This is a genomic window from Caulobacter sp. UNC279MFTsu5.1 (assembly GCF_900114015.1).
Lineage (GTDB): Bacteria > Pseudomonadota > Alphaproteobacteria > Caulobacterales > Caulobacteraceae > Caulobacter.
Genome location: NZ_FORN01000005.1, coordinates 1 through 17582, shown reverse-complemented (window position 1 = coordinate 17582; position 17582 = coordinate 1). Strand labels below are relative to the sequence as shown.

General features: G+C 69.5%; 24 protein-coding genes. 18 read left to right on the top strand and 6 right to left on the bottom strand.

Annotated elements, in window-relative coordinates:
• Positions 1 to 79: 79 nt before the first annotated feature.
• Positions 80 to 505: a DUF1493 family protein gene (locus BM066_RS03740; RefSeq protein ID WP_018061231.1), complete on the bottom strand. Its 426-nt coding sequence runs from the start codon at positions 503 to 505 to the stop codon at positions 80 to 82.
• 214 nt (positions 506 to 719) lie between these two features.
• Here BM066_RS03740 and BM066_RS03735 point away from each other — a divergent pair, with 214 nt between their 5' ends.
• A complete protein-coding gene (locus tag BM066_RS03735) occupies positions 720 to 1403 on the top strand; it encodes a hypothetical protein (protein ID WP_018061230.1) in 684 nt (227 codons plus the stop codon).
• 64 nt (positions 1404 to 1467) lie between these two features.
• Positions 1468 to 2466 carry an alpha/beta fold hydrolase gene (locus tag BM066_RS03730; protein WP_089924477.1) on the top strand — a complete coding sequence of 333 codons (999 nt, stop codon included), beginning with the start codon at positions 1468 to 1470 and terminating at the stop codon, positions 2464 to 2466.
• Positions 2467 to 2595: 129 nt separating this feature from the next.
• Here the strand turns inward: BM066_RS03730 and feoB are convergent, their stop codons facing one another.
• Both feoB and BM066_RS03720 read right to left on the bottom strand, forming a co-directional pair.
• Positions 2596 to 4470 (bottom strand): ferrous iron transport protein B, encoded by a 1875-nt coding sequence (gene feoB, locus BM066_RS03725; protein ID WP_089924474.1) that lies wholly within the window; start codon positions 4468 to 4470, stop codon positions 2596 to 2598.
• Between the two features lie 4 nt (positions 4471 to 4474).
• Positions 4475 to 4810, bottom strand: coding sequence for a FeoA family protein (locus BM066_RS03720; protein WP_018061218.1), 336 nt, complete (start codon positions 4808 to 4810; stop codon positions 4475 to 4477).
• A gap of 151 nt (positions 4811 to 4961) precedes the next feature.
• On the opposite strand from BM066_RS03720, the gene BM066_RS03715 reads away from it, so the two are divergent.
• The 8 genes from BM066_RS03715 (at position 4962) to BM066_RS03680 (ending at position 9144) form a co-directional block, all read left to right on the top strand.
• On the top strand, positions 4962 to 5138 hold the full coding sequence (locus BM066_RS03715; RefSeq protein ID WP_018061219.1) for a CopG family transcriptional regulator: 177 nt from the start codon (positions 4962 to 4964) through the stop codon (positions 5136 to 5138).
• Between the two features lie 168 nt (positions 5139 to 5306).
• Positions 5307 to 5474, top strand: coding sequence for a type II toxin-antitoxin system RelE/ParE family toxin (locus tag BM066_RS26830; protein WP_255367463.1), 168 nt, complete (start codon positions 5307 to 5309; stop codon positions 5472 to 5474).
• A 157-nt stretch (positions 5475 to 5631) separates the two neighbouring features.
• Positions 5632 to 6891 carry a flagella assembly cyclic-di-GMP phosphodiesterase TipF gene (locus BM066_RS03705; RefSeq protein ID WP_089924472.1) on the top strand — a complete coding sequence of 420 codons (1260 nt, stop codon included), beginning with the start codon at positions 5632 to 5634 and terminating at the stop codon, positions 6889 to 6891.
• 40 nt (positions 6892 to 6931) lie between these two features.
• Entirely contained in the window at positions 6932 to 7111 is a 180-nt protein-coding gene (locus tag BM066_RS03700) for a CopG family transcriptional regulator (protein ID WP_089924470.1), read from the top strand.
• Positions 7099 to 7371 (top strand): type II toxin-antitoxin system RelE/ParE family toxin, encoded by a 273-nt coding sequence (locus BM066_RS03695; RefSeq protein WP_089924467.1) that lies wholly within the window; start codon positions 7099 to 7101, stop codon positions 7369 to 7371. The genes BM066_RS03700 and BM066_RS03695 overlap by 13 nt, the downstream gene beginning before the upstream one ends.
• 66 nt (positions 7372 to 7437) lie before the next feature.
• Complete coding sequence (locus BM066_RS03690; RefSeq protein ID WP_089924464.1) at positions 7438 to 7962, top strand: hypothetical protein; 525 nt, start codon at positions 7438 to 7440, stop codon at positions 7960 to 7962.
• Positions 7963 to 8017: 55 nt separating this feature from the next.
• A complete protein-coding gene (locus BM066_RS03685; RefSeq protein ID WP_089924463.1) occupies positions 8018 to 8485 on the top strand; it encodes a GNAT family N-acetyltransferase in 468 nt (155 codons plus the stop codon).
• A gap of 272 nt (positions 8486 to 8757) precedes the next feature.
• Entirely contained in the window at positions 8758 to 9144 is a 387-nt protein-coding gene (locus tag BM066_RS03680) for a hypothetical protein (RefSeq protein WP_143093640.1), read from the top strand.
• A gap of 86 nt (positions 9145 to 9230) precedes the next feature.
• On the opposite strand, the gene BM066_RS03675 is transcribed toward BM066_RS03680, so the two are convergent.
• Both BM066_RS03675 and BM066_RS03670 read right to left on the bottom strand, forming a co-directional pair.
• Positions 9231 to 9575: a CC_3452 family protein gene (locus BM066_RS03675; protein WP_089924461.1), complete on the bottom strand. Its 345-nt coding sequence runs from the start codon at positions 9573 to 9575 to the stop codon at positions 9231 to 9233.
• Between the two features lie 102 nt (positions 9576 to 9677).
• Positions 9678 to 10301, bottom strand: coding sequence for a glutathione S-transferase C-terminal domain-containing protein (locus BM066_RS03670; protein WP_026176388.1), 624 nt, complete (start codon positions 10299 to 10301; stop codon positions 9678 to 9680).
• Positions 10302 to 10405: 104 nt separating this feature from the next.
• Here BM066_RS03670 and BM066_RS03665 point away from each other — a divergent pair, with 104 nt between their 5' ends.
• The 4 genes from BM066_RS03665 to BM066_RS03650 all read left to right on the top strand — a co-directional run bounded on the left by BM066_RS03665 (position 10406) and on the right by BM066_RS03650 (position 13080).
• Positions 10406 to 11047, top strand: coding sequence for a TetR/AcrR family transcriptional regulator (locus tag BM066_RS03665; RefSeq protein WP_018061099.1), 642 nt, complete (start codon positions 10406 to 10408; stop codon positions 11045 to 11047).
• A 51-nt stretch (positions 11048 to 11098) separates the two neighbouring features.
• Positions 11099 to 11854: a methylated-DNA--[protein]-cysteine S-methyltransferase gene (locus BM066_RS03660; RefSeq protein ID WP_089924458.1), complete on the top strand. Its 756-nt coding sequence runs from the start codon at positions 11099 to 11101 to the stop codon at positions 11852 to 11854.
• Positions 11851 to 12537, top strand: a complete 687-nt coding sequence (locus tag BM066_RS03655; protein ID WP_018061120.1) for a 2OG-Fe(II) oxygenase — start codon at positions 11851 to 11853, stop codon at positions 12535 to 12537. The genes BM066_RS03660 and BM066_RS03655 overlap by 4 nt, the downstream gene beginning before the upstream one ends.
• Before the next feature lie 102 nt (positions 12538 to 12639).
• The gene (locus BM066_RS03650; RefSeq protein ID WP_018061119.1) at positions 12640 to 13080 is read left to right on the top strand and encodes a cupin domain-containing protein; all 441 of its coding nucleotides are present in this window, start codon (positions 12640 to 12642) and stop codon (positions 13078 to 13080) included.
• Positions 13081 to 13093: 13 nt separating this feature from the next.
• On the opposite strand, the gene BM066_RS03645 is transcribed toward BM066_RS03650, so the two are convergent.
• Positions 13094 to 14134 carry an NAD(P)-dependent alcohol dehydrogenase gene (locus BM066_RS03645; RefSeq protein ID WP_089924456.1) on the bottom strand — a complete coding sequence of 347 codons (1041 nt, stop codon included), beginning with the start codon at positions 14132 to 14134 and terminating at the stop codon, positions 13094 to 13096.
• A 409-nt stretch (positions 14135 to 14543) separates the two neighbouring features.
• On the opposite strand from BM066_RS03645, the gene BM066_RS03640 reads away from it, so the two are divergent.
• From BM066_RS03640 to BM066_RS03625, 4 genes are all read left to right on the top strand, one after another.
• A complete protein-coding gene (locus BM066_RS03640) occupies positions 14544 to 15407 on the top strand; it encodes a TIGR01459 family HAD-type hydrolase (protein WP_018061255.1) in 864 nt (287 codons plus the stop codon).
• A gap of 52 nt (positions 15408 to 15459) precedes the next feature.
• Positions 15460 to 15885, top strand: coding sequence for a MaoC family dehydratase (locus BM066_RS03635; protein WP_018061254.1), 426 nt, complete (start codon positions 15460 to 15462; stop codon positions 15883 to 15885).
• Between the two features lie 10 nt (positions 15886 to 15895).
• Positions 15896 to 16837, top strand: coding sequence for a bifunctional riboflavin kinase/FAD synthetase (locus BM066_RS03630; protein ID WP_018061253.1), 942 nt, complete (start codon positions 15896 to 15898; stop codon positions 16835 to 16837).
• 350 nt (positions 16838 to 17187) lie between these two features.
• The gene (locus BM066_RS03625) at positions 17188 to 17439 is read left to right on the top strand and encodes a hypothetical protein (protein WP_049801037.1); all 252 of its coding nucleotides are present in this window, start codon (positions 17188 to 17190) and stop codon (positions 17437 to 17439) included.
• Positions 17440 to 17582: the final 143 nt, after the last annotated feature.

The window sequence follows — 17582 nt, the reverse complement described above, 5'->3', positions numbered from 1 at the left end:
TCGCCCTTAGGCCCGGGCCCGACAGCGGACGTTGAGCGGGTCCGCATCATGTGCAGGCGCCAAGTTCGCTCTTCGACCCTTAGCCGACAAAACGCCGCCAAACCCAGAGCGCCAGCAGGAATAGCGGCACGACAATGAGCGCTTGGTTCAGCCGGATATCCCACCGCACACTCGGCAGTCTGTGGGTCGGGTATTGCAGCGGCCAGTGCTTCGTTCGTATGGCTTCACACAAGATGTCGGGCGTGATCGCGATGCGCTCTACCCTCTGGTCGGGTGATCGGAAGAACAAGCTGCCGGTATTCACTCCCTCCTCGGCGTGGTGGAAGTACCAACGGTAACCGCTCATATCGACGGCAAATCGATTGGCGAACGCCTCGATGAATTCGAAGGCATCGTCTCCCTCGATGCCAAGCTGGCCAAAGACATTAGCGTCGTCTGGTAGGCAGCGATCTTCATTCCAGAAGGCTTGGAAGAAGGCATCGAGTTCTGAACGGTTGGGGCTCACGCGGCGAAGCTATCGCAAATCCACCGAGCTGCAACGTCTGCTACCCCCCGTTTCGGACCTCCAAATCGTCCGACGGCGCCCCGGCATGGCGCATATCGGCAACCCAGCCCGTGCCCTGCTCACCCAAGCCGCAACCGGGCGCGGCGCCCCGCCTTCCTATCGCCCCATCCGCGAACCCGTGTTACGCAAAGCCTCCACCTCGGGGGAGCTGGCCTTGCGCAATCTCTATCTCGCCTTCCTGCTGGCGTTCGCCGTCACGATGTTCGGGTTCTGGCCCAGCTTCACGGGCGGGGTGGGGCCGCTGGATCCGATCCGCGTCGTCCACGGCGCCCTGGCCACGACCTGGATGATCCTGCTGGTGGTCCAGAGCTGGCTGATCGGCCACGGCCACAACCGCTTCCACCGCTGGATCGGCCGCGCCTCGCTGGTGATCGCCCCGAGCCTGGTGATCAGCGCCCTCGTCGTGGTCCACGACATGCTGGGCCCCCGGTCGCACTTCGACGTGCCGCTGCGGCTGACCCTGGCCTGGATCGACCTCTGGTCGCTGGCGCTGTTCAGCCTGCTCTACGGCCTGGCCATCGCCCACCGGCGGACGCGGTTCCTGCACGCGCGGTTCATGGCCTCGACCGTGTTCGTCGCCCTGCCGCCGGCCCTGGGCCGGGCCTACGGCATGAACATCCCGTCGCTGAACGGCCTGGCCAGCGCCTTGCCGCCCAGTTTCTGGACCGTGGAGGCGGTGCTGGTCGGGCTGATCCTCTGGGACGGCTTCAAGGGGCGCTGGCGCACGCCCTGGTGGCTGCCCCTGGGCGCGATGCTGGCCATCCACCTGACCATGTTCCAGGCTCCGACCTGGCCGGGTTTCGTGGCCCTGGCGCGCCTGATCGGACTGCCGGGCTAGCCATCGAGACTCCCCGCCCCCGTTCGCGCTAGGGTCGCACGGGGGCAAACCGGGAGACGGCGACATGGCCGCGTTCATGATTTCGCTTCGCGCCAAAACCGACGACAGCAAGATCGGCCCCGTCCGCTATCTGCGGATCGCCGACAACGGGACCCAGACCGCGCTCAGCCCCACGGCCTGGCGCAAGGCGGTGCTGGACAGCTTCACCGAGAAGACCCCGCAGGGCCTGCCCCGCGGCGACCTGCTGTTCTACGTCCACGGCTTCAACACCAGCTTCAAGGACGCCCTGAAGGGCGACGCCGAGAACCGCGCCAGGCTGGCGGCGCACGGCTGGACCGGCGTCTATGTCAGCTACGACTGGCCGTCCCTGGGCGAGACCCTGGGCTACTACGCCGACCGCAGCAACGCCCGGGCCAGCGCCAACGCCCTGATCGACTCGGCCCTGACGATGTTCGTCGCCGCCCTGGTCCCCGACTGCCAGGTGCGGGTCAGCATCATGGCCCATTCGATGGGGGCCTTCGTGGTGCGCCAGGCGTTCAGCTGGGCCTACCAGGACGTCAAGACCAACGCCAAGGCCTGGTCGATCTCGCAGCTGCTGCTGGTGGCCGGCGACGTCTCGCAGGGCAGCCTGTCGGCCGACCAGGACGGCGGCCGCTGGTTCAACAAGTACGTCGGCCGCACCACGATCTATTCGAACCGCTTCGACAGCGTGCTGAAGATCTCGGACCTCAAGAACGGCGAGCCGACGCCGCGCGCCGGCCGGGTGGGCCTGCCGGCCGAGGCCCCGGCCTCGTTCTGCGACATCGACTGCAGCGCCCTGTTCAACAGTCTGGACCTGAGCCTTCCCGAACGGGTCAATCCATCGACGGCCCACTGCTTCTATTTCGACCAGGACGCCTTCTGGCGCGACGCGGTGCTGACCCTGGAGGGCGGCATCGACCGCCACGTGATCCCGACCCGCGCCCTGCTGGGAACGACGGACAACCGCTTCACCCTGAAGGTGGAGGCGATCAGCGCGGCGGCGTACCAGGCGGCGCTGCAATTGGCGCAGGCGGGGAACTGACCTCACGCCTGTCATCCCGGACAAGGCCCGCAGGGCCGCCGATCCGGGACCGCCGGAAGCGCATGCGCTCAGGCCCCGGTCCCGGATCTTCGCGCTGCGCGCTACGTCCGGGATGACAACGAGGGGCGGTTACCCCGCCCCCATCGCCACGGCCACGTGATAGACCGTGAACGAGGCCAGGTAGGCCAGGCCGGTCATGTAGAGGAACATCACGCTCGGCCACAGCCAGCCGTTGGTCTCGCGCTTGACCACGCCCAGGGTCGCCGCGCACTGCGGGGCGAAGACGTACCAGGCCAGGAACGACAGGGCCGTGGCCAGCGACCACTGGTGCGACAGCAGGGTGCTCAGCGCGTCGTGGCTGTCGGCGTCGCCGCCCACGGCGTAGACGGTGCCCAGGGCCGCCACCGCCACCTCGCGCGCCGCGAAGCCAGGGATCAGGGCCACCGTCATCTGCCAGTTGAAGCCGATGGGCTGCATGACGGGCGCGATCAGATGGCCCAGCCGGCCGGCGAAGCTGTAGTCGATGGCCGGCCCCGTCGCGCCCTCCGGCGGATAGGGGAAGGTCGACAGCACCCAGACCAGCACCATCAGCGGCAGGATGATGCGGCCGGCCCGCTCGATGAAGATCCGGGCCCGGGTCCACAGGTTCATCAGCACGTTGCGCGGCTCGGGCCAGCGATAGGTCGGCAGCTCCATCATGAACGGCTCGACCGTGCCGCGCCAAAAGATCTTGCGGATCACGAACGACACCAGCAGGGCGCTGACGATGCCGCTGGCGTAGAGGCCGAACATCACCAGGCCGGGCAGGCTGAGCACGCCCCAGACCTTGGAGTCGGGAATGAAGGCGGCGATGATCAGGGTGTAGACCGGGATCCGCGCCGAGCAGGTCATCAGCGGCGCGACCAGGATGGTGGTCAGCCGGTCGTGCTTGTTGTCGATCACCCGCGTCGACATGATCCCGGGGATGGCGCAGGCGAAGCTCGACAGCAGCGGGATGAACGCCCGGCCGTGCAAGCCCGCCCCGCCCATGATCTTGTCCATCAGGAAGGCCGCGCGGGTCATGTAGCCGCTGTCTTCCAGCACCAGGATGAAGAAGAACAGGATCAGGATCTGCGGCAGGAACACCAGCACGCTGCCGACCCCGGCGATCAGGCCGTCGGTGACGAAGCTGCGCAGGAGCCCTTCGGGCAGGACGGCGCCGATCAGCAGCCCCGCATGCTCGAAGCCCAGGTTGATCAGGTCCATGACCGGCTTGGCCCAGGTGAACACCGCCTGGAACATCACGAACAGCAGGGCGAACAGGATCAGCAGGCCGGCGGCCGGGTGCAGCAGCACCGCGTCGACCTTGCCGGTCACCGTGTCCGGACGCTCGGGCGGGCGGACGCAGGCCTTGACGATGCGCTGGGCCTCGCGGTGGGCGGCGCGGATCTCGGCGGCGGTCGGCTCGCGCCAGACGTTGTCGTGTTCGCCCTCATGGCTGATCGCCAGGGCGTCGGCCTTGGCGACCAGCTCTTCCAGGCCGCGCTTGCGGGTGGCCACGGTGGTGACGATCGGCGCGCCGATCTCGGCCGACAGCCGCTCCAGGTCGATGCGCAGGCCCTGGCGCTGGGCGATGTCGAACATGTTCAGGGCCAGCACGAACGGTCGGCCCACCTGCTTCAGCTCCAGCACCAGCCGCAGCACCAGCCGCAGGTTGGTGGCGTCGGCCACGCAGATCAGCACGTCGGGCGCCTGTTCGCCCGACAAGCGGCCTAGCACCGCGTCGCGGGTGACCACCTCGTCGGGGCTGCGGGCCCGCAGGGAATAGGTGCCTGGCAGGTCCAGCACGTGGGCGCCGCGGCCGCCGGGCAGGGTCAGCACGCCTTCCTTGCGCTCGACGGTGACGCCGGCGTAGTTGGCCACCTTCTGGCGGCTGCCGGTCAGGGCGTTGAACAGGGCGGTCTTGCCGGAATTGGGATTGCCGACCAGCGCCAGGCGCGCGGGACGGAGAGCGGCGTCGGTCAAGGCGTCAGGCCTCTTCGAACTGGACGGTGACGGCGGCGGCCTCGCGGCGGCGCAGGGCCACGCGCATGTCGTCGATGCGCACGGCGATCGGGTCGCGGCCGAACAGCCCCTCGTGCAACACCTCGAACACCGCGCCCTCGACGAAGCCCATCTCCAGCAGGCGGCGCTCCAGTTCCTCGGGATCGATCGACTCCGACCGCCCGGTCTCGCCGCCGACCCGCACGATCACGCCGCGCTGGCCCTTGCGGGCCTTGCTGAGCGGGCTTTCGGCGCCCCGATCCGCTTGGGGAGCGGCGGGGATGGCGGTGAAGTCTGGGGCTAGGCTGAGGACGTCGGACATGATCGCACCGGAAAAACTTGCGAACGATTATCAGTCCAAGGTCACGCTGTCATGTGGCGATTGGGTGGCGGAGCGCCGCAGGGTCCAGCGCTCCGCCCCGTTCAGGCGCCGGCGGGCTGCCCGAGGCCTCTTTCCGTGCTAGGCTCGGGGCATGAAGCTCGAACCCGCGATCTTTGACGATATCGATGAAGCCCACGACGCGGCGGCGATCGCCGAAGCGCGCGCCGAGATCGCGGCGGGCGAGTTCGTCAGCCATGAAGCCGCCAAGGCCTGGCTTCTGTCGTGGGGAACCCCGAACGAGCTTCCGCCGCCGAAGGTCGGCGAATAGCCCCGGAACCTCTCGCCAACGGCTCCGAGAGCCTCCCGCTCCCAGGCCTGGACATGACAGACGCCGCCTCCGTTCGGGTCATTTGGTCCGCAAGGGCCATCCTCTCGCCGGCATTCGCGCCTATATCGGCCAGTTCGCCCCGCTCGCGGCGCAACGGTTCACGGGCGCTTGGTCACGGTCGTCGAGAGTCTGGCCCAGCATCCGGACAGAGGTCGGCCGCTTGGCGACAACCTGCGGGAACTGACCGTCGTCCGCCCTTATCTGGTGCTCTACGAGGTCAAGGCTGGGAGCGTCCATGTGCTCCACATCCGGCATGGCGCCCCGCAACCCGATTGACGACGGAGGGAACCTGATCCCGCCAACCTTCCCCACGCGTTCACGAAGAGCTGATTTGTGGTTAAGGCGCGGCGTAATGGCTCAGAGTCGTTAATCTGTTCGACTCACGGCTAGCGCGACTCGCATACTGAGCTTGACGATTCGTAGGAACCCTCGAATGCGAAGGCTGATGCTGGCGCTGCTGACCGGCGCCTATCTCTGTCTGGCCTTGGTGGTCTCCCTCGCCCTCTGGCGGATGGGAGCGGCGCCGGCCGTCGGCCTGGCCGCCTTCATCGGCGCCATGGGCCTATGCTTCGCCGTCCACGGCGTGATCGCGGGCGTCCTGCAGGGCGCGGCCCTGCGCGTCGACATCGAGACCATCCGCGAGGCCCACGGCATCCTGCTGGAGCAGGTCGAGAAGGTCGACGCCCGCATCACCGGCCTGCTGGAGACCGTCGCCGACGACGCCCAGCGCCGCTCGGCCGAGCTGACCACCGAGGTTCACCAGCTGGAGGACCTGGTCGTACGCATGAGCGAGCGGCTGGAGCACCAGCTGAGCTACCAGGTCGAGGTGGCCCGCGCCGAGCCGCGCGGCCGCTCGCCCCAGTCCAACGCCCTGATCGAGGTGGTGCAGGACGCCCTGGCCGAGAACCGGGTCGACCTCTACCTGCAGCCGGTGGTCAGCCTGCCCCAGCGCCGGACCGTGTTCTACGAGAGCTTCTCGCGGCTGCGCGACGACACCGGCCGCATCATGATGCCGGCCGAGTACCTGGCCGTGGCCGAGCCCGAGGGCCTGACGGCCGCGATCGACAACCTGCTGCTGTTCCGCTGCGTGCAGATCGTCCGCCGCCTGGCCAAGCAGGACCGCAAGGTCGGGATCTTCTGCAACATCTCGCTGGCCAGCCTGGCCGACGAGGCGTTCTTCGCCCAGTTCCTGGAGTTTCTGCAGGTCAACAAGGACCTGCACGGCGCGCTGATCTTCGAGCTGGGCCAGCAGGCGTTCAACGACCGCGGCCCGGTCGAGGCCCGCCACATGGCCCGCCTGGCCAGCCTGGGCTTCCGCTTCAGCCTGGACAAGGTCACCGACCTGGACCTCGACTTCCAGGACCTGGCCCGCGCCGACGTCAAGTTCCTGAAGATCGGCGCCCAGATGATGCTGGACCAGCTGGAGGAGCAGGACGGCAAGCTGGTCATCGCCTCGCTGCCCGACCTGAACGCCGAGGACTTCGCCGGCCTGACCCGCCGCTACGGCATCGAGGTGATCGCCGAAAAGGTCGAGCACGAGCGCCAGGTGGTCGACGTACTGGAGCTCGACATCGGCTACGGCCAGGGCCACCTGTTCGGCGAGCCCCGGGCCATCCGCGACTCGATCATCGCCGAGGCCGATCCGCCCCAGGACTTCATGCGCGGCGCCCTGCGCCGGCGGGCCGGGCGGTAGAGACCTCCCTGGACGGCCGAGATCGTGGTAGGTTGAACCTATGTCGAAGCCCGAACCCTCCCTTTTCGACGAGATCGACGACGACGCTGAAGCGGCGGCGGACGCTCGCGCCGACGCCGATATCGCGGCGGGCCGGGTCATCAGCCATGAGGCCATGAAGCGCTGGCTGCTTTCCTGGGGCGCGCCCGACGAAAGCCCCGCCCCGAAGTGCGGCGAGTAGTCTGGACGGAAGAGGCGCGCGCCAACCTTCTGGCGATCCGAAGCTATATCGCTCAGTTCAGTCCGCTGGCGGCTCAGCGATTTTCCTTGAAGTTGGTCGCCGCCGCCGAGGACCTGGCTGAAAATCCCGATAGAGGCCGCAGCGTCGGAAATGGCCGCAGAGAGCTCGCGCTCATTCGCCCTTATCTGATCCGCTACCGCGTGAAAGCCGATGCCGTCTTTGTCCTGCGGATCCGGCACGCCGCCCGAAGACCGGACTAGCCGCGCCGTTTGACGCTGGACCAACCTCCACCCTAAGGTTGTTTCACGATCAAGGGGGACCTCGTCATGCAAGCCGGACCACCGCCCGCCTCGCCGCCGCCCGTGGTCGCCCAGCCCAGCACCGTCAAGGGCGCCAGCGCCACCATGACGGTCGCCGCCAGCGACCTGCGGCTGGTCCTGACCAAGGCCCGGCGGGCGGAAAGCGCCATGGTCCGCCACCAGGTGTTCCTGCGCTACGACGTCGATCGCAAGGTCCCCGACGGCGTCGACCAGCGGGCCGTGCAATGCGGCTGGCGGCTGCGGGCCTATCTGCAGCGGTCGATCTGCTTCTCGTCGATGACCGGCCTGCTCGGCTGCACCGACCCGATCTCGGAGGAACTGCCCACGGGCGAGAGCGGCGCGGCCGACCCGGGTCAGGATCCGGCGACCAGCGCCTGCGACCTCAATTTCGCCCCCGCCCGCGAGGCCCGCGACCGCGTGGCCGACGCCGTCAAGGCCGACGCCCAGGCCCGGTTCGACGAGGACTACGCCCTGAACGTCAAGCCGCAGCTGCTGGCCTCGGGCGTGAAGATCACGCGGCCGAAATCCTGAGTCGTGGTCCGTCGTCCGGGATGACAGGCGTAGGGAACGCGGCGATACATCCGCCATGCTGATCGAAGCCACCGACGCCCATTTCGCCGCCCTGATCGCGGGCGAGTCCCCCGACGGCCTGGCCGTCGCCGAGGGCGGGGTCGAGGCGCCGGAGGTGCTGGCCCTGCTGCGCGGCCTGGCGGCCGAGGTCGGCGAGAGCTTTCACCCCAACGCCTGGCTGATCGTCGAGGACGGCGAGGTGGTGGGCCTGACCTCGCTGGTCCGCCCGCCCTATGTCGGCGACACGGTGATGATCGGCTACGGCGTCGCCGCCTCGCGTCGCCGGCGCGGCGTCGCCCGGCGGGCCGTGGCCGACCTGCTGGCCTGGGCCCGGGCCGACCACCGCGTCGCCACCGTCACTGCCGAGACCTCGATCCACAACGCCGCCTCGCAGCGGGTGCTGGAGGCCAACGGCTTCCGGCGCACCGGCGAGCGGACGGACGAGGAGGACGGCGAGCTGTTCTGCTGGTCGGTGGGGGTTTAGGGACCGAACCCCATTGATCGGCGAAGTATCCCGAGGCTTATCAGAAGCCCAGAATCGGTTGTCATCCCGGAAGCCTCGCAGAGGCTGTCCGGGATTCAGGGGCCGGCGCATTACAGCGGCCCCTGGATCCCGGCTCTACGCTTCGCTTCGGCCGGGATGACAACGGAGGTTGCATCTGAAGCCGCCCCTTGGCTTTCAAGCCGCCTCGCACCGCTTCCCAGCGGACGTCCGATCGGTAGTCTGCGCCGGGGCGGGACAATTTGGAGAGGACGATGAAGCTTGCACCCCATGGCGTGATCCTGGCGGCGATCCTGGCCGTTCCCGCCGTCGCGGCCAGCGCGCCCGACGCCACGACCTTTCCCGCCCAGGCCGCCATACCGGCCCGGTTGACCCTGCTGCCGGCCAACGGCCCGATCGGCCGCGAGAACCCGTTCTACAGGGGCTATCGACCAACCTTCGTCTTTCCTGGCGTCCGGGACGAGATGATGTGCGCCATCGAGCTACCGGGCGACCGCGAAAAGGTCGATCCGGGCGAGACCGTCGACGTCGCCTTGCGCTGCGGCGACCCAGTCGCGGTCAAGCCGGACGCGCCGGCCTTCCTCTTCAAGGAGGGCGGCCGCAAGATCGGCGAAGGCGAGATCGGCCTCGGCGGCCGCTGACCGGTCGGTCCGGCCCGGGCCCTTTCGGAAAAAGCCGGGGACGGGCGCAGGCGCCCGCCCCCAAGTTCCTCCTCCGAGGTCGGAGCTCAATGGGCGGCGGCGACTTCGGCCGTCGGCGCGGTCTTGGCCACCTGCACCGGGTTGCACTGGGCCAGGTCGGCCTCCGACAGGGTCACGCCGCGATAGCCGAAGCCAGTGATCGGCCCCAGCTCGCGGGCCAGGCGCTTGCAGCTCCGCAGGGGCGGCAGCGACTTGACCTGGGTCGAGCGGCAGACGTCGGCCTTGCAGCGCCAGACCGCGCCGTCGAACACGATGTGGTCCTGGGTGGTGGGGGCGCTGAGCGTCAGCCAGCCGTTCTGAACCTTGGTTTCGGCCATGGCGGGGCCGCCCGTCGCGGCCAGGGCCGCGACGGCGATGATGAAACTACGCATGGGTCGGTCTCCTGGGGAGATGGAGCGGCGACGGGGGACACAAACAGATCCCGCCGCCGGGTTTAGGAGGCGCGAGCCCGCGCCTCCGTTCAGGTCACGGCGTCAGGCCGCGGCCTTGAACAGGGTGAATTCCTCGTCGAAGGCCCGGGCCACCGACGGCCGGGTCTGCAGGCGGTCGCGATAGGCCGAAAGGGCCGGATAGGGCGAAAAGTCGATCGACAGGTAGCGGGCCCAGGTCAGCATCACGAACAGATAGGCGTCGGCGACGCTGAACTTGCCCTGCAGGAACTCGCGGCCCTGCAGGTGGGCGTCGAGATAGGCCAGGCGCTCGGCCAGCAGTTCGCGGGCGAAGGCCTTGGCGCCCTCCGGCGCGGTCTTGCTCAGCAGGGGGATGAAGGCCCCGGTGTGCAGCTCCGAGCTGACGAAGCTGAGCCAGCTCTGCACCTTGCGGCGCTCGGCCCCCTCGGCGGGGATCAGGCCGGCGGCCGGGAAGCGGTCGGCGACGTATTGCAGGATCACCGCGTTCTCGACGATCAGCTCGCCGTCGTCGGCGCGCAGCACGGGCACCTGGCCCATGGCGTTGACGGTCAGGAACTCGGTCCCGTCCTCCACCCGCTTGGGCCGGGCCTTGGTGTCGACTTTCAGGAAGCGGATGTCCGCGCCCGCCTCGTAGGCCGCGATCCGCGTCGCCATCGAGCAGGCCATCGGCGAGAAGTAGAGATCCATCGAACCCTCCATTGCTTTTTCATACTGTTTCGCATAAAAATAACACCGGTCAAGGAATAAACTGCGAAACGGTACAAAAAGCAGAATCAGGCCAGGAGAGTCAGATGACTGAGACGCCTGCGAAGCGCAGGGGCAGACCCCGCGCCTATGACCCCGACCTCGCCCTGGCCAAGGCCACGGAGATCTTCTGGGCTCAGGGCTTCGCCGGCGCCTCGCTGGACGACCTGAGCGCCGCCACGGGCATGAACCGGCCCAGCCTGTATGGGGCGTTCGGCGACAAGCAGACGCTCTTCAAGTCGGCGCTGGATCGCTACATGGACAGGTCGCGCGCGGCGATGATCGAGGCGTTCCGCGGCGGCGGTTCGCTGCGCGAAGTCCTGACGCGAATCTATCACACGGCCCTGAGCTTCTATCTGTCGGAGGACTTCGGCGGGCGAGGCTGTTTCCTGGCCAGCGCGGGCCTGGGCCAGGCGTTGGTCGACGACGAGGTGCGCCAGACCGTCGCCGACGGCATGCACGAGCTGGACCGGGGGATCGAGGGCCTGCTGCAACGCCGCCAGGCCCGGGGCGAACTGCCGCCGACCGTCGATCCCATCGCCCTGGGCCGCGTGGCCAGCATGATGATGAACGCCCTGTCGGTGCGCGCCCGGGCCGGCGAGACGCGCGAGCAGCTGGAGGCCACGATCCCGGTCATGGTCGGCCTGATCTGCGGATCGCCCGTTCCGGAACCGCAAGCATCGGAATGACGCCCCGGATCATGGCGCGCATGCTCCTTCCCACGAAAGGAGACCGACCCCATGACGACTTTAGGGACCGCTTCTCAATATCCCACCACCGACGACGCGCGCTGGGAGGCCATGCGCCGCCGCGACCGCGACCTGGACGGCGCCTTCTTCATCGCCGTGCGCACCACCGGCGTCTACTGCCTGGCCAGCTGCGCCGGGCGGCCGCTGCGCAAGAACGTCGAGTTCCACGACACGCGGGAGAGCGCCCGCGCCGCCGGGTTCCGGGCCTGCCTGCGCTGCCAGCCCGACCAGCCGCGCGAGACCCTGCGCTGGGCCACGGCGCCCACCAGCCTGGGCCTAGCCCTGGTGGCCCGCTCGGACGCCGGCCTGCGGCTGGTGACCTTGGGCGACGATCGGGCCGCCCTGGTCCGCGACCTGGAGCGCCGCTTCCGCGCGGCCCGGCTGGTCGAGGACGCCCCGGGCCTGAAGGCCGACCTCCAGGCCGTGGCCGCCGAGATCGACGGCCGGGGCGCGGCCCTCGACCTGCCGCTCGACGCCCAGGGCACGCCGCTGCAGCAGGCCGTCTGGGCGGCGCTGCGGGCCATCCCGGCCGGGACCACCGTGTCCTACGCCGAGGTCGCCAAAGCCATCGGCCGCCCCGCCGCCGCCCGGGCCGTGGCCCAGGCCTGCGGGGCCAATCCACTGGCGGTGATCACCCCCTGCCATCGGGTGGTGCGGGCCGACGGCGGCCTGTCGGGCTATCGCTGGGGCGTCGAGCGCAAGGCCGCCCTGCTGGCCCGGGAAGCGCGGGTCCGCGAGGCCGCATGAGCCTGGACTGGTCCCGCATCGCCGCCGAGCTCGACGCCCAGGGCTGGGCCCTGACCGGGCCGCTGCTGAAGCCCGAAACCTGCCAGCGGATCGCCGGCCTCTACGACCAGGAGGCCGGCTTTCGCAGCCGGGTGGTGATGGCCCGTCACGGCTTCGGCCAGGGCGAGTACAAGTATTTCGGCTATCCTCTGCCCGACCCGGTGCAGCGGCTGCGCCAGGGCCTGTACGGCCCGCTGGCCGCCGTCGCCAACCGCTGGGCGGAGACCCTGGGCGAGGACCGGCGCTTTCCGGAGGACCTGGACGACATGCTGGCCCGCTGCCACGCGGCGGGCCAGGCCCGGCCCACGCCCCTGCTACTGACCTACGGCCCGGGCGACTACAACTGCCTGCACCAGGACCTCTACGGCGAGCACGTCTTCCCGCTGCAGGCCGCCTTCCTGCTGGACGAGCCGGGCCGCGACTTCGAGGGCGGCGAGTTCGTGCTGGTCGAGCAACGCCCGCGCCAGCAGTCGCGGCCGCAGGTCGTGCCGCTGAGGCAGGGCGAGGGCGTGATCTTCGCGGTCCGCGAACGGCCGGCGACGGGGACGCGCGGCGTCCACCGCCGGGTGCTGCGCCACGGGGTCAGCACGGTCCGCGCGGGGCGGCGGCGGGTGCTGGGGGTGATCTTCCACGACGCGACGTGAGGCGGCCGCCGCCGCTCATGCCCGTGCGCGTCATCCTCAAATGACAGGGTGGCCCCGCCGAAGGCGTGGTAGTCGCCCGCCCGGCAAACCCGGAGAACCGCCATGTTGAAGACAGTCGCGTTCTGTGTCGGCCTTGCGTTCGCCGCCGCCGCCCAGGCGCAGATGAACACCCAAGACCTGAAATGGGCCCCCGCCCCGGCCATGTTCCCGAAGGGCGCGACGATCGCGGTGCTGTCGGGCGACCCGGCCAAGGCGGGCCTGACGACGGTGCGGATGATCATGCCCCCCGGCTACCAGATTCCAGCCCATCACCATCCGAGCATCGAATATGTGACGGTGATTTCCGGCGACCTTCATCTGGGCATGGGCGACAAGCTGGACATGACCAAGGCCGCCGCCCTGACCGCCGGCGGCTTCGTCGAGGCGCCGGCGGGCATGAATCACTACGCCTGGAGCCAGGGCGGCGCGGTGGTGCAGGTGCACGCTCAGGGCCCGCTGGAGATCGTCTACGTCAACCCCGCAGACGATCCCCGCAAGAAATGACGTCCCTCGCGCCCTACAGCGTCGCCATGTCGATCACGAACCGATACCGCACGTCGCTCTTCAGCATGCGCGCGTAGGCCTCGTTGATCTGGTCGATGGCGATGGTCTCGATGTCGGCGACGATGCCGTGCCGGCCGCAGAAGTCGAGCATCTCCTGGGTCTCCTTGATCGAGCCGATCATCGAGCCGGCCAGGGTGCGGCGGCCGGGGATCAGGGCGAAGGCGTTCAGCGGCACGGGCTCTTCCGGCGCGCCGACCAGCACCATGGTCCCGTCCACCTTCAGCAGGCCAAGGTACGCGCCCCAGTCGATCCCGGCCGAGACCGTGCAGATCAGCAGGTCGAACGTGCCGGCCAGGGTCTCGAAGGTCGCCGCGTCGCGGGTGGCGTAATAGTGGTCCGCGCCCATGGCCAGGCCGTCGGCCTGCTTGGACAGGGTCTGGCTCAGCACCGTCACCTCCGCGCCCATGGCGTGGGCGATCTTGACGCCCATGTGGCCCAGGCCCCCCAGGCCGAGGATGGCCACCGACTTGCCGGGGCCGGCGTTCCAGTGGCGCAGCGGCGAATAGAGGGTGATCCCGGCGCACAGCAGCGGCGCGGCGGCGTCCAGGGCCAGGTTGTCGGGGATCGACAGGACGTAGCCTTCCTTGACCACCATGTGGTCGGAATAGCCGCCGTAGGTGGGCAGGTCGGCGCCCGGCTCGAAGCCGCTGTAGGTCAGGACCAGGCCGGGCATGTACTGCTCGCGGTCCAGGTCGCGGGCGGCGCAGATGGTGCAGCTGTCGACGAAGCAGCCGACGCCGACCCGGTCGCCCTCCTTGAAGCGGCTGACCTTGGCGCCGACGGCGGTGACCACGCCGGTGATCTCGTGGCCGGGCACGATCGGATAGACGCTCTGCCCCCAGCCGTTGTCGACCATGTGGATGTCGGAGTGGCAGACGCCGCAGTGCTTGATGGCGATGACGACGTCGTCGTCGTTGGGTTCGCGGCGGTCGAAGGTGAAGGGCGCGAGCGGTGCGGACGCGGTCGCGGCCGCGTAGCCCTTTGCGATGGCCATCGGATAGTCCTCGGGTTCTGGGGAGATGAACGGGCCGCGACATGCCACGAGGGCGCGGGGCGCGGGTAGGCCGATCCTGTCGACTTGATGCACGATCCTGCCGATGAGGTGCGGGGCGCGGACTTGCCGACGGGGCGTTTGCCGCTCCACTCTCGGTGTCATCCCGGAAAGCGCGCAGCGCCTGTCCGGGATCCAGGACCGCCGCACCGCCTTCGCCCAGTCCCCTGGGTCCGGACAGCCCCTGCGGGGCTTCCGGGATGACAACGAGAGTGGGGCGAAAACCTCATCCTGCGCCTGTCGGAGGACGAGGACCACGCACGGCCTTGCCCCTCGCCTGGCCCTCGCGCCTCCGCGCCCCTACATGCGCTGGCGTTGACGCGTCCGTCTCCGCCCGGTACCGCCCCTGTCCATGACCGATTTGCCGACTGGCCTCTCCGCCCTCGCCGACCGCTACGACGTGCTGCTGTGCGACGTCTGGGGCGTCATCCACAACGGGGTCGAGAGCTTCCCGCAGGCCTGCCAGGCCCTGGTCGAGTGGCGGGCCCACCATGGGCCGGTGATCCTGATCTCCAACTCGCCGCGCCCTTCCGAGCACGTGGTCGAGCAGCTGGACCGCCTGGGCGTGCCGCGCGAGGCGTGGAGCGCCTTCGTCACCTCGGGCGACGCCACCCGCACCCTGCTGGCCGCCCGCGCCCCCGGCCCGGCCTGGATCGTCGGCCCCGACCGCGACATGCCGCTGTACGACGGCCTGGGCCTGGAGGCCGCCGCCGGCCCCGGTGACGCGGCCTTCGTCGCCGTCACCGGCATGGTCGACGACGAGACCGAGGCCCCCGACGACTATCGCGACCGCCTGGCGGTCGCCGCCGAGCGCGGCCTGACCCTGATCTGCGCCAATCCCGACCGGGTGGTGCAGCGCGGCTCGCGGCTGATCTATTGCGGCGGCGCGCTGGCCGACCTCTACGAGGCCCTGGGGGGCCCGGTGCTGATGGCCGGCAAGCCCTACGGGCCGATCTACGACCTGGCCCTGGCCGAAGCCGAGGCCCTGAAGGGCGGGCCGGTCGACCGGTCGCGGGTGCTGTGCATCGGCGACGGGGTGATCACCGACGTCAAGGGCGCCCACGACCAGGGCCTGGCCTGCCTGTTCATCGCCAAGGGCATTCATGGCGAGCACGCCGTCGGACCCGACGGCAAGCTGGATCCGGCCAGGGTCGAGGGCCTGCTGGCCGCCGAGCGGGTGGGCGCGACCCACGCCATGGGCGACCTGGTCTGGTAGAGCAAGGCGCGGCGCCCGGTCCGGCGCCGCCAGAAGAACAAGAGGGGGCGTCATGCCGGGACTGTTTCTCGAGGATCTCAGCGTCGGCCAGTCGGCCGAGCTGGTCCGCGTCGTGGGCGAGGCCGACATCGTCGCCTTCGCCCAGGTGACCGGCGACACCAACCCCGTGCACCTGGACGCCGACTACGCCGCCGCCACCAGCTTCGGCGAGCGCATCGCCCACGGCATGCTGTCGGCCGGCTACATCTCGGCGGTGCTGGGCACGGCCCTGCCCGGCCCCGGCGCGGTCTATCTGTCGCAGTCCCTGGCCTTCAAGCGGCCGGTGCGGATCGGCGACGAGGTCACGGCCAGCGCCACGGTCACGGCCATCGACGCGGCCAAGGCCCGGGTGACCCTGGCCACCGCCTGCCGGGTGCGCGGCAAGGTCGTGGTCGACGGCGAGGCCGTGGTCCTGGTTCCACGCCGACCGGCCGCGTAAGAGGTATTCGATGCGCCTGAAGACCATCCATGGCTGGAAGAACCTGCCCGACGGCGAGCGCGGCGCGTGCGTGGCCCTGGGCAATTTCGACGGCGTGCATCGCGGCCACCAGCAGGTGATCGCCCAGGCGGCGAAGGCCGCCCAGGCCGCCAAGGCCCCGCTGGGCGTGGTCACCTTCGACCCGCACCCGCGCCGGCTGTTCCGCCCCACCGAGCCGGCCTTCAAGCTGATGACCCACAACCAGCAGGCCCGGGCCCTGGAGGCCCTGGGCGTGGACCTGCTGTATCTGCTGCCGTTCGACTTCGAGATGGCCAGCTTCGGCGACCGCGAGTTCGTCGAGAAGGTGCTGGTCCACGGCCTGGGCGTGAAGCACGTGGCGGTCGGCTTCGACATCTCGTTCGGCCGGGGCCGCACCGGCAGCGCCCAGCTGATGAAGGCCTATGGCGCCAAGTACGGCTTCTCGGTCTCGGTGGCCGAGCCGGTCGCCAACCGCGACGGCGAGAAGTTCTCGTCGACCGGCGTGCGCGACGCCCTGCGCGACGGCCGTCCCGAGGGCGCGGCCCGGATCCTGGGCCGGCCGTTCGCCATCGAGGGCGTGGTCCGCCGCGGCCAGCAACTGGGCCGCCAGCTGGGCTTCCCCACGGCCAATGTCGAGGTCGAGGACTATGTGGTGCCCAAGCTGGGCGTCTACGCCACCCGCACCCGTCTGCCCGACGGCCGCGAGGTGCCCGGCGTGGCCAATCTCGGCAACAATCCCACCACCGGCGAGGTCGAGACGCGGCTGGAAGTCTGGCTGTTCGACTTCGACGAGGACCTCTACGGCCAGGTCATCGAGACCGACCTGATCGCCTTCCTGCGCCCCGAACTGAAGTTCGACAGCATCGAGCTGCTGGTCCAGCAGGTGCTGCGCGACGAGGTGGCGGCCCGGGCGATCGTGGCGCCGGCGTTCTAGCGACGGGACGCCCCCTCGTCCCCTGCGAAGCACAGGGCGATCGCATATGAATTGGCCGCCAGAAGAGCTGTCATCCCGGATCTTCGCGCTGCGCGCCCTCCCGCCGTAAGGCGGGCCGCTTGCGCGCCCCGAGGCCAGGAGGACAACCGTTTTTGAGCCGTCGGGAGAGCGAGCAACGGCAACGATGACCTCAAACCATCACAAACGCGGTTAACACTGTCGGCCACGCGCCGCGATTTGGCACACTCGCACCCAAAATCGCGGAAATACGGATAACGCCGATTTTTCCCCATGGACGCAACTCGCGGCCACGTCTACACTTTTAGCGTCAGTAATGGGGGAGACTGCTGATGCGGACCGAGGTTCGAGCGAAACGTGTGTGGCGATCGGCCCGGCGCGCGACCCGCCTGCTCCTGCCCCCCAAGCCGACCCTGCCCTCGCTGGAGGGCAAGCTCCTGGCCTCCGCCTGGACCCTGATGGCTCTGACCACCCTCAGCGTCGCCCTGGCCCAGGGCCTGCGCATGTTCCTGCTCTCGGCCCTGGCCGTCCTGTTCGGCACCCTGGCGGCCCTGTGGATGCTGGACGGCCAGGCCCGGCGGTAGGGGGTCACCTCCCTAAAAGCTCCCTAAAAGGTTGTCATCCCGGAAGCCCCGCAGGGGCTGTCCGGGATCCAGGGGACCGGGCCAAGGCGGTGCAGCCGCCCCTGGATCCCGGACAAGCGCTGCGCGCTTTCCGGGATGACAAC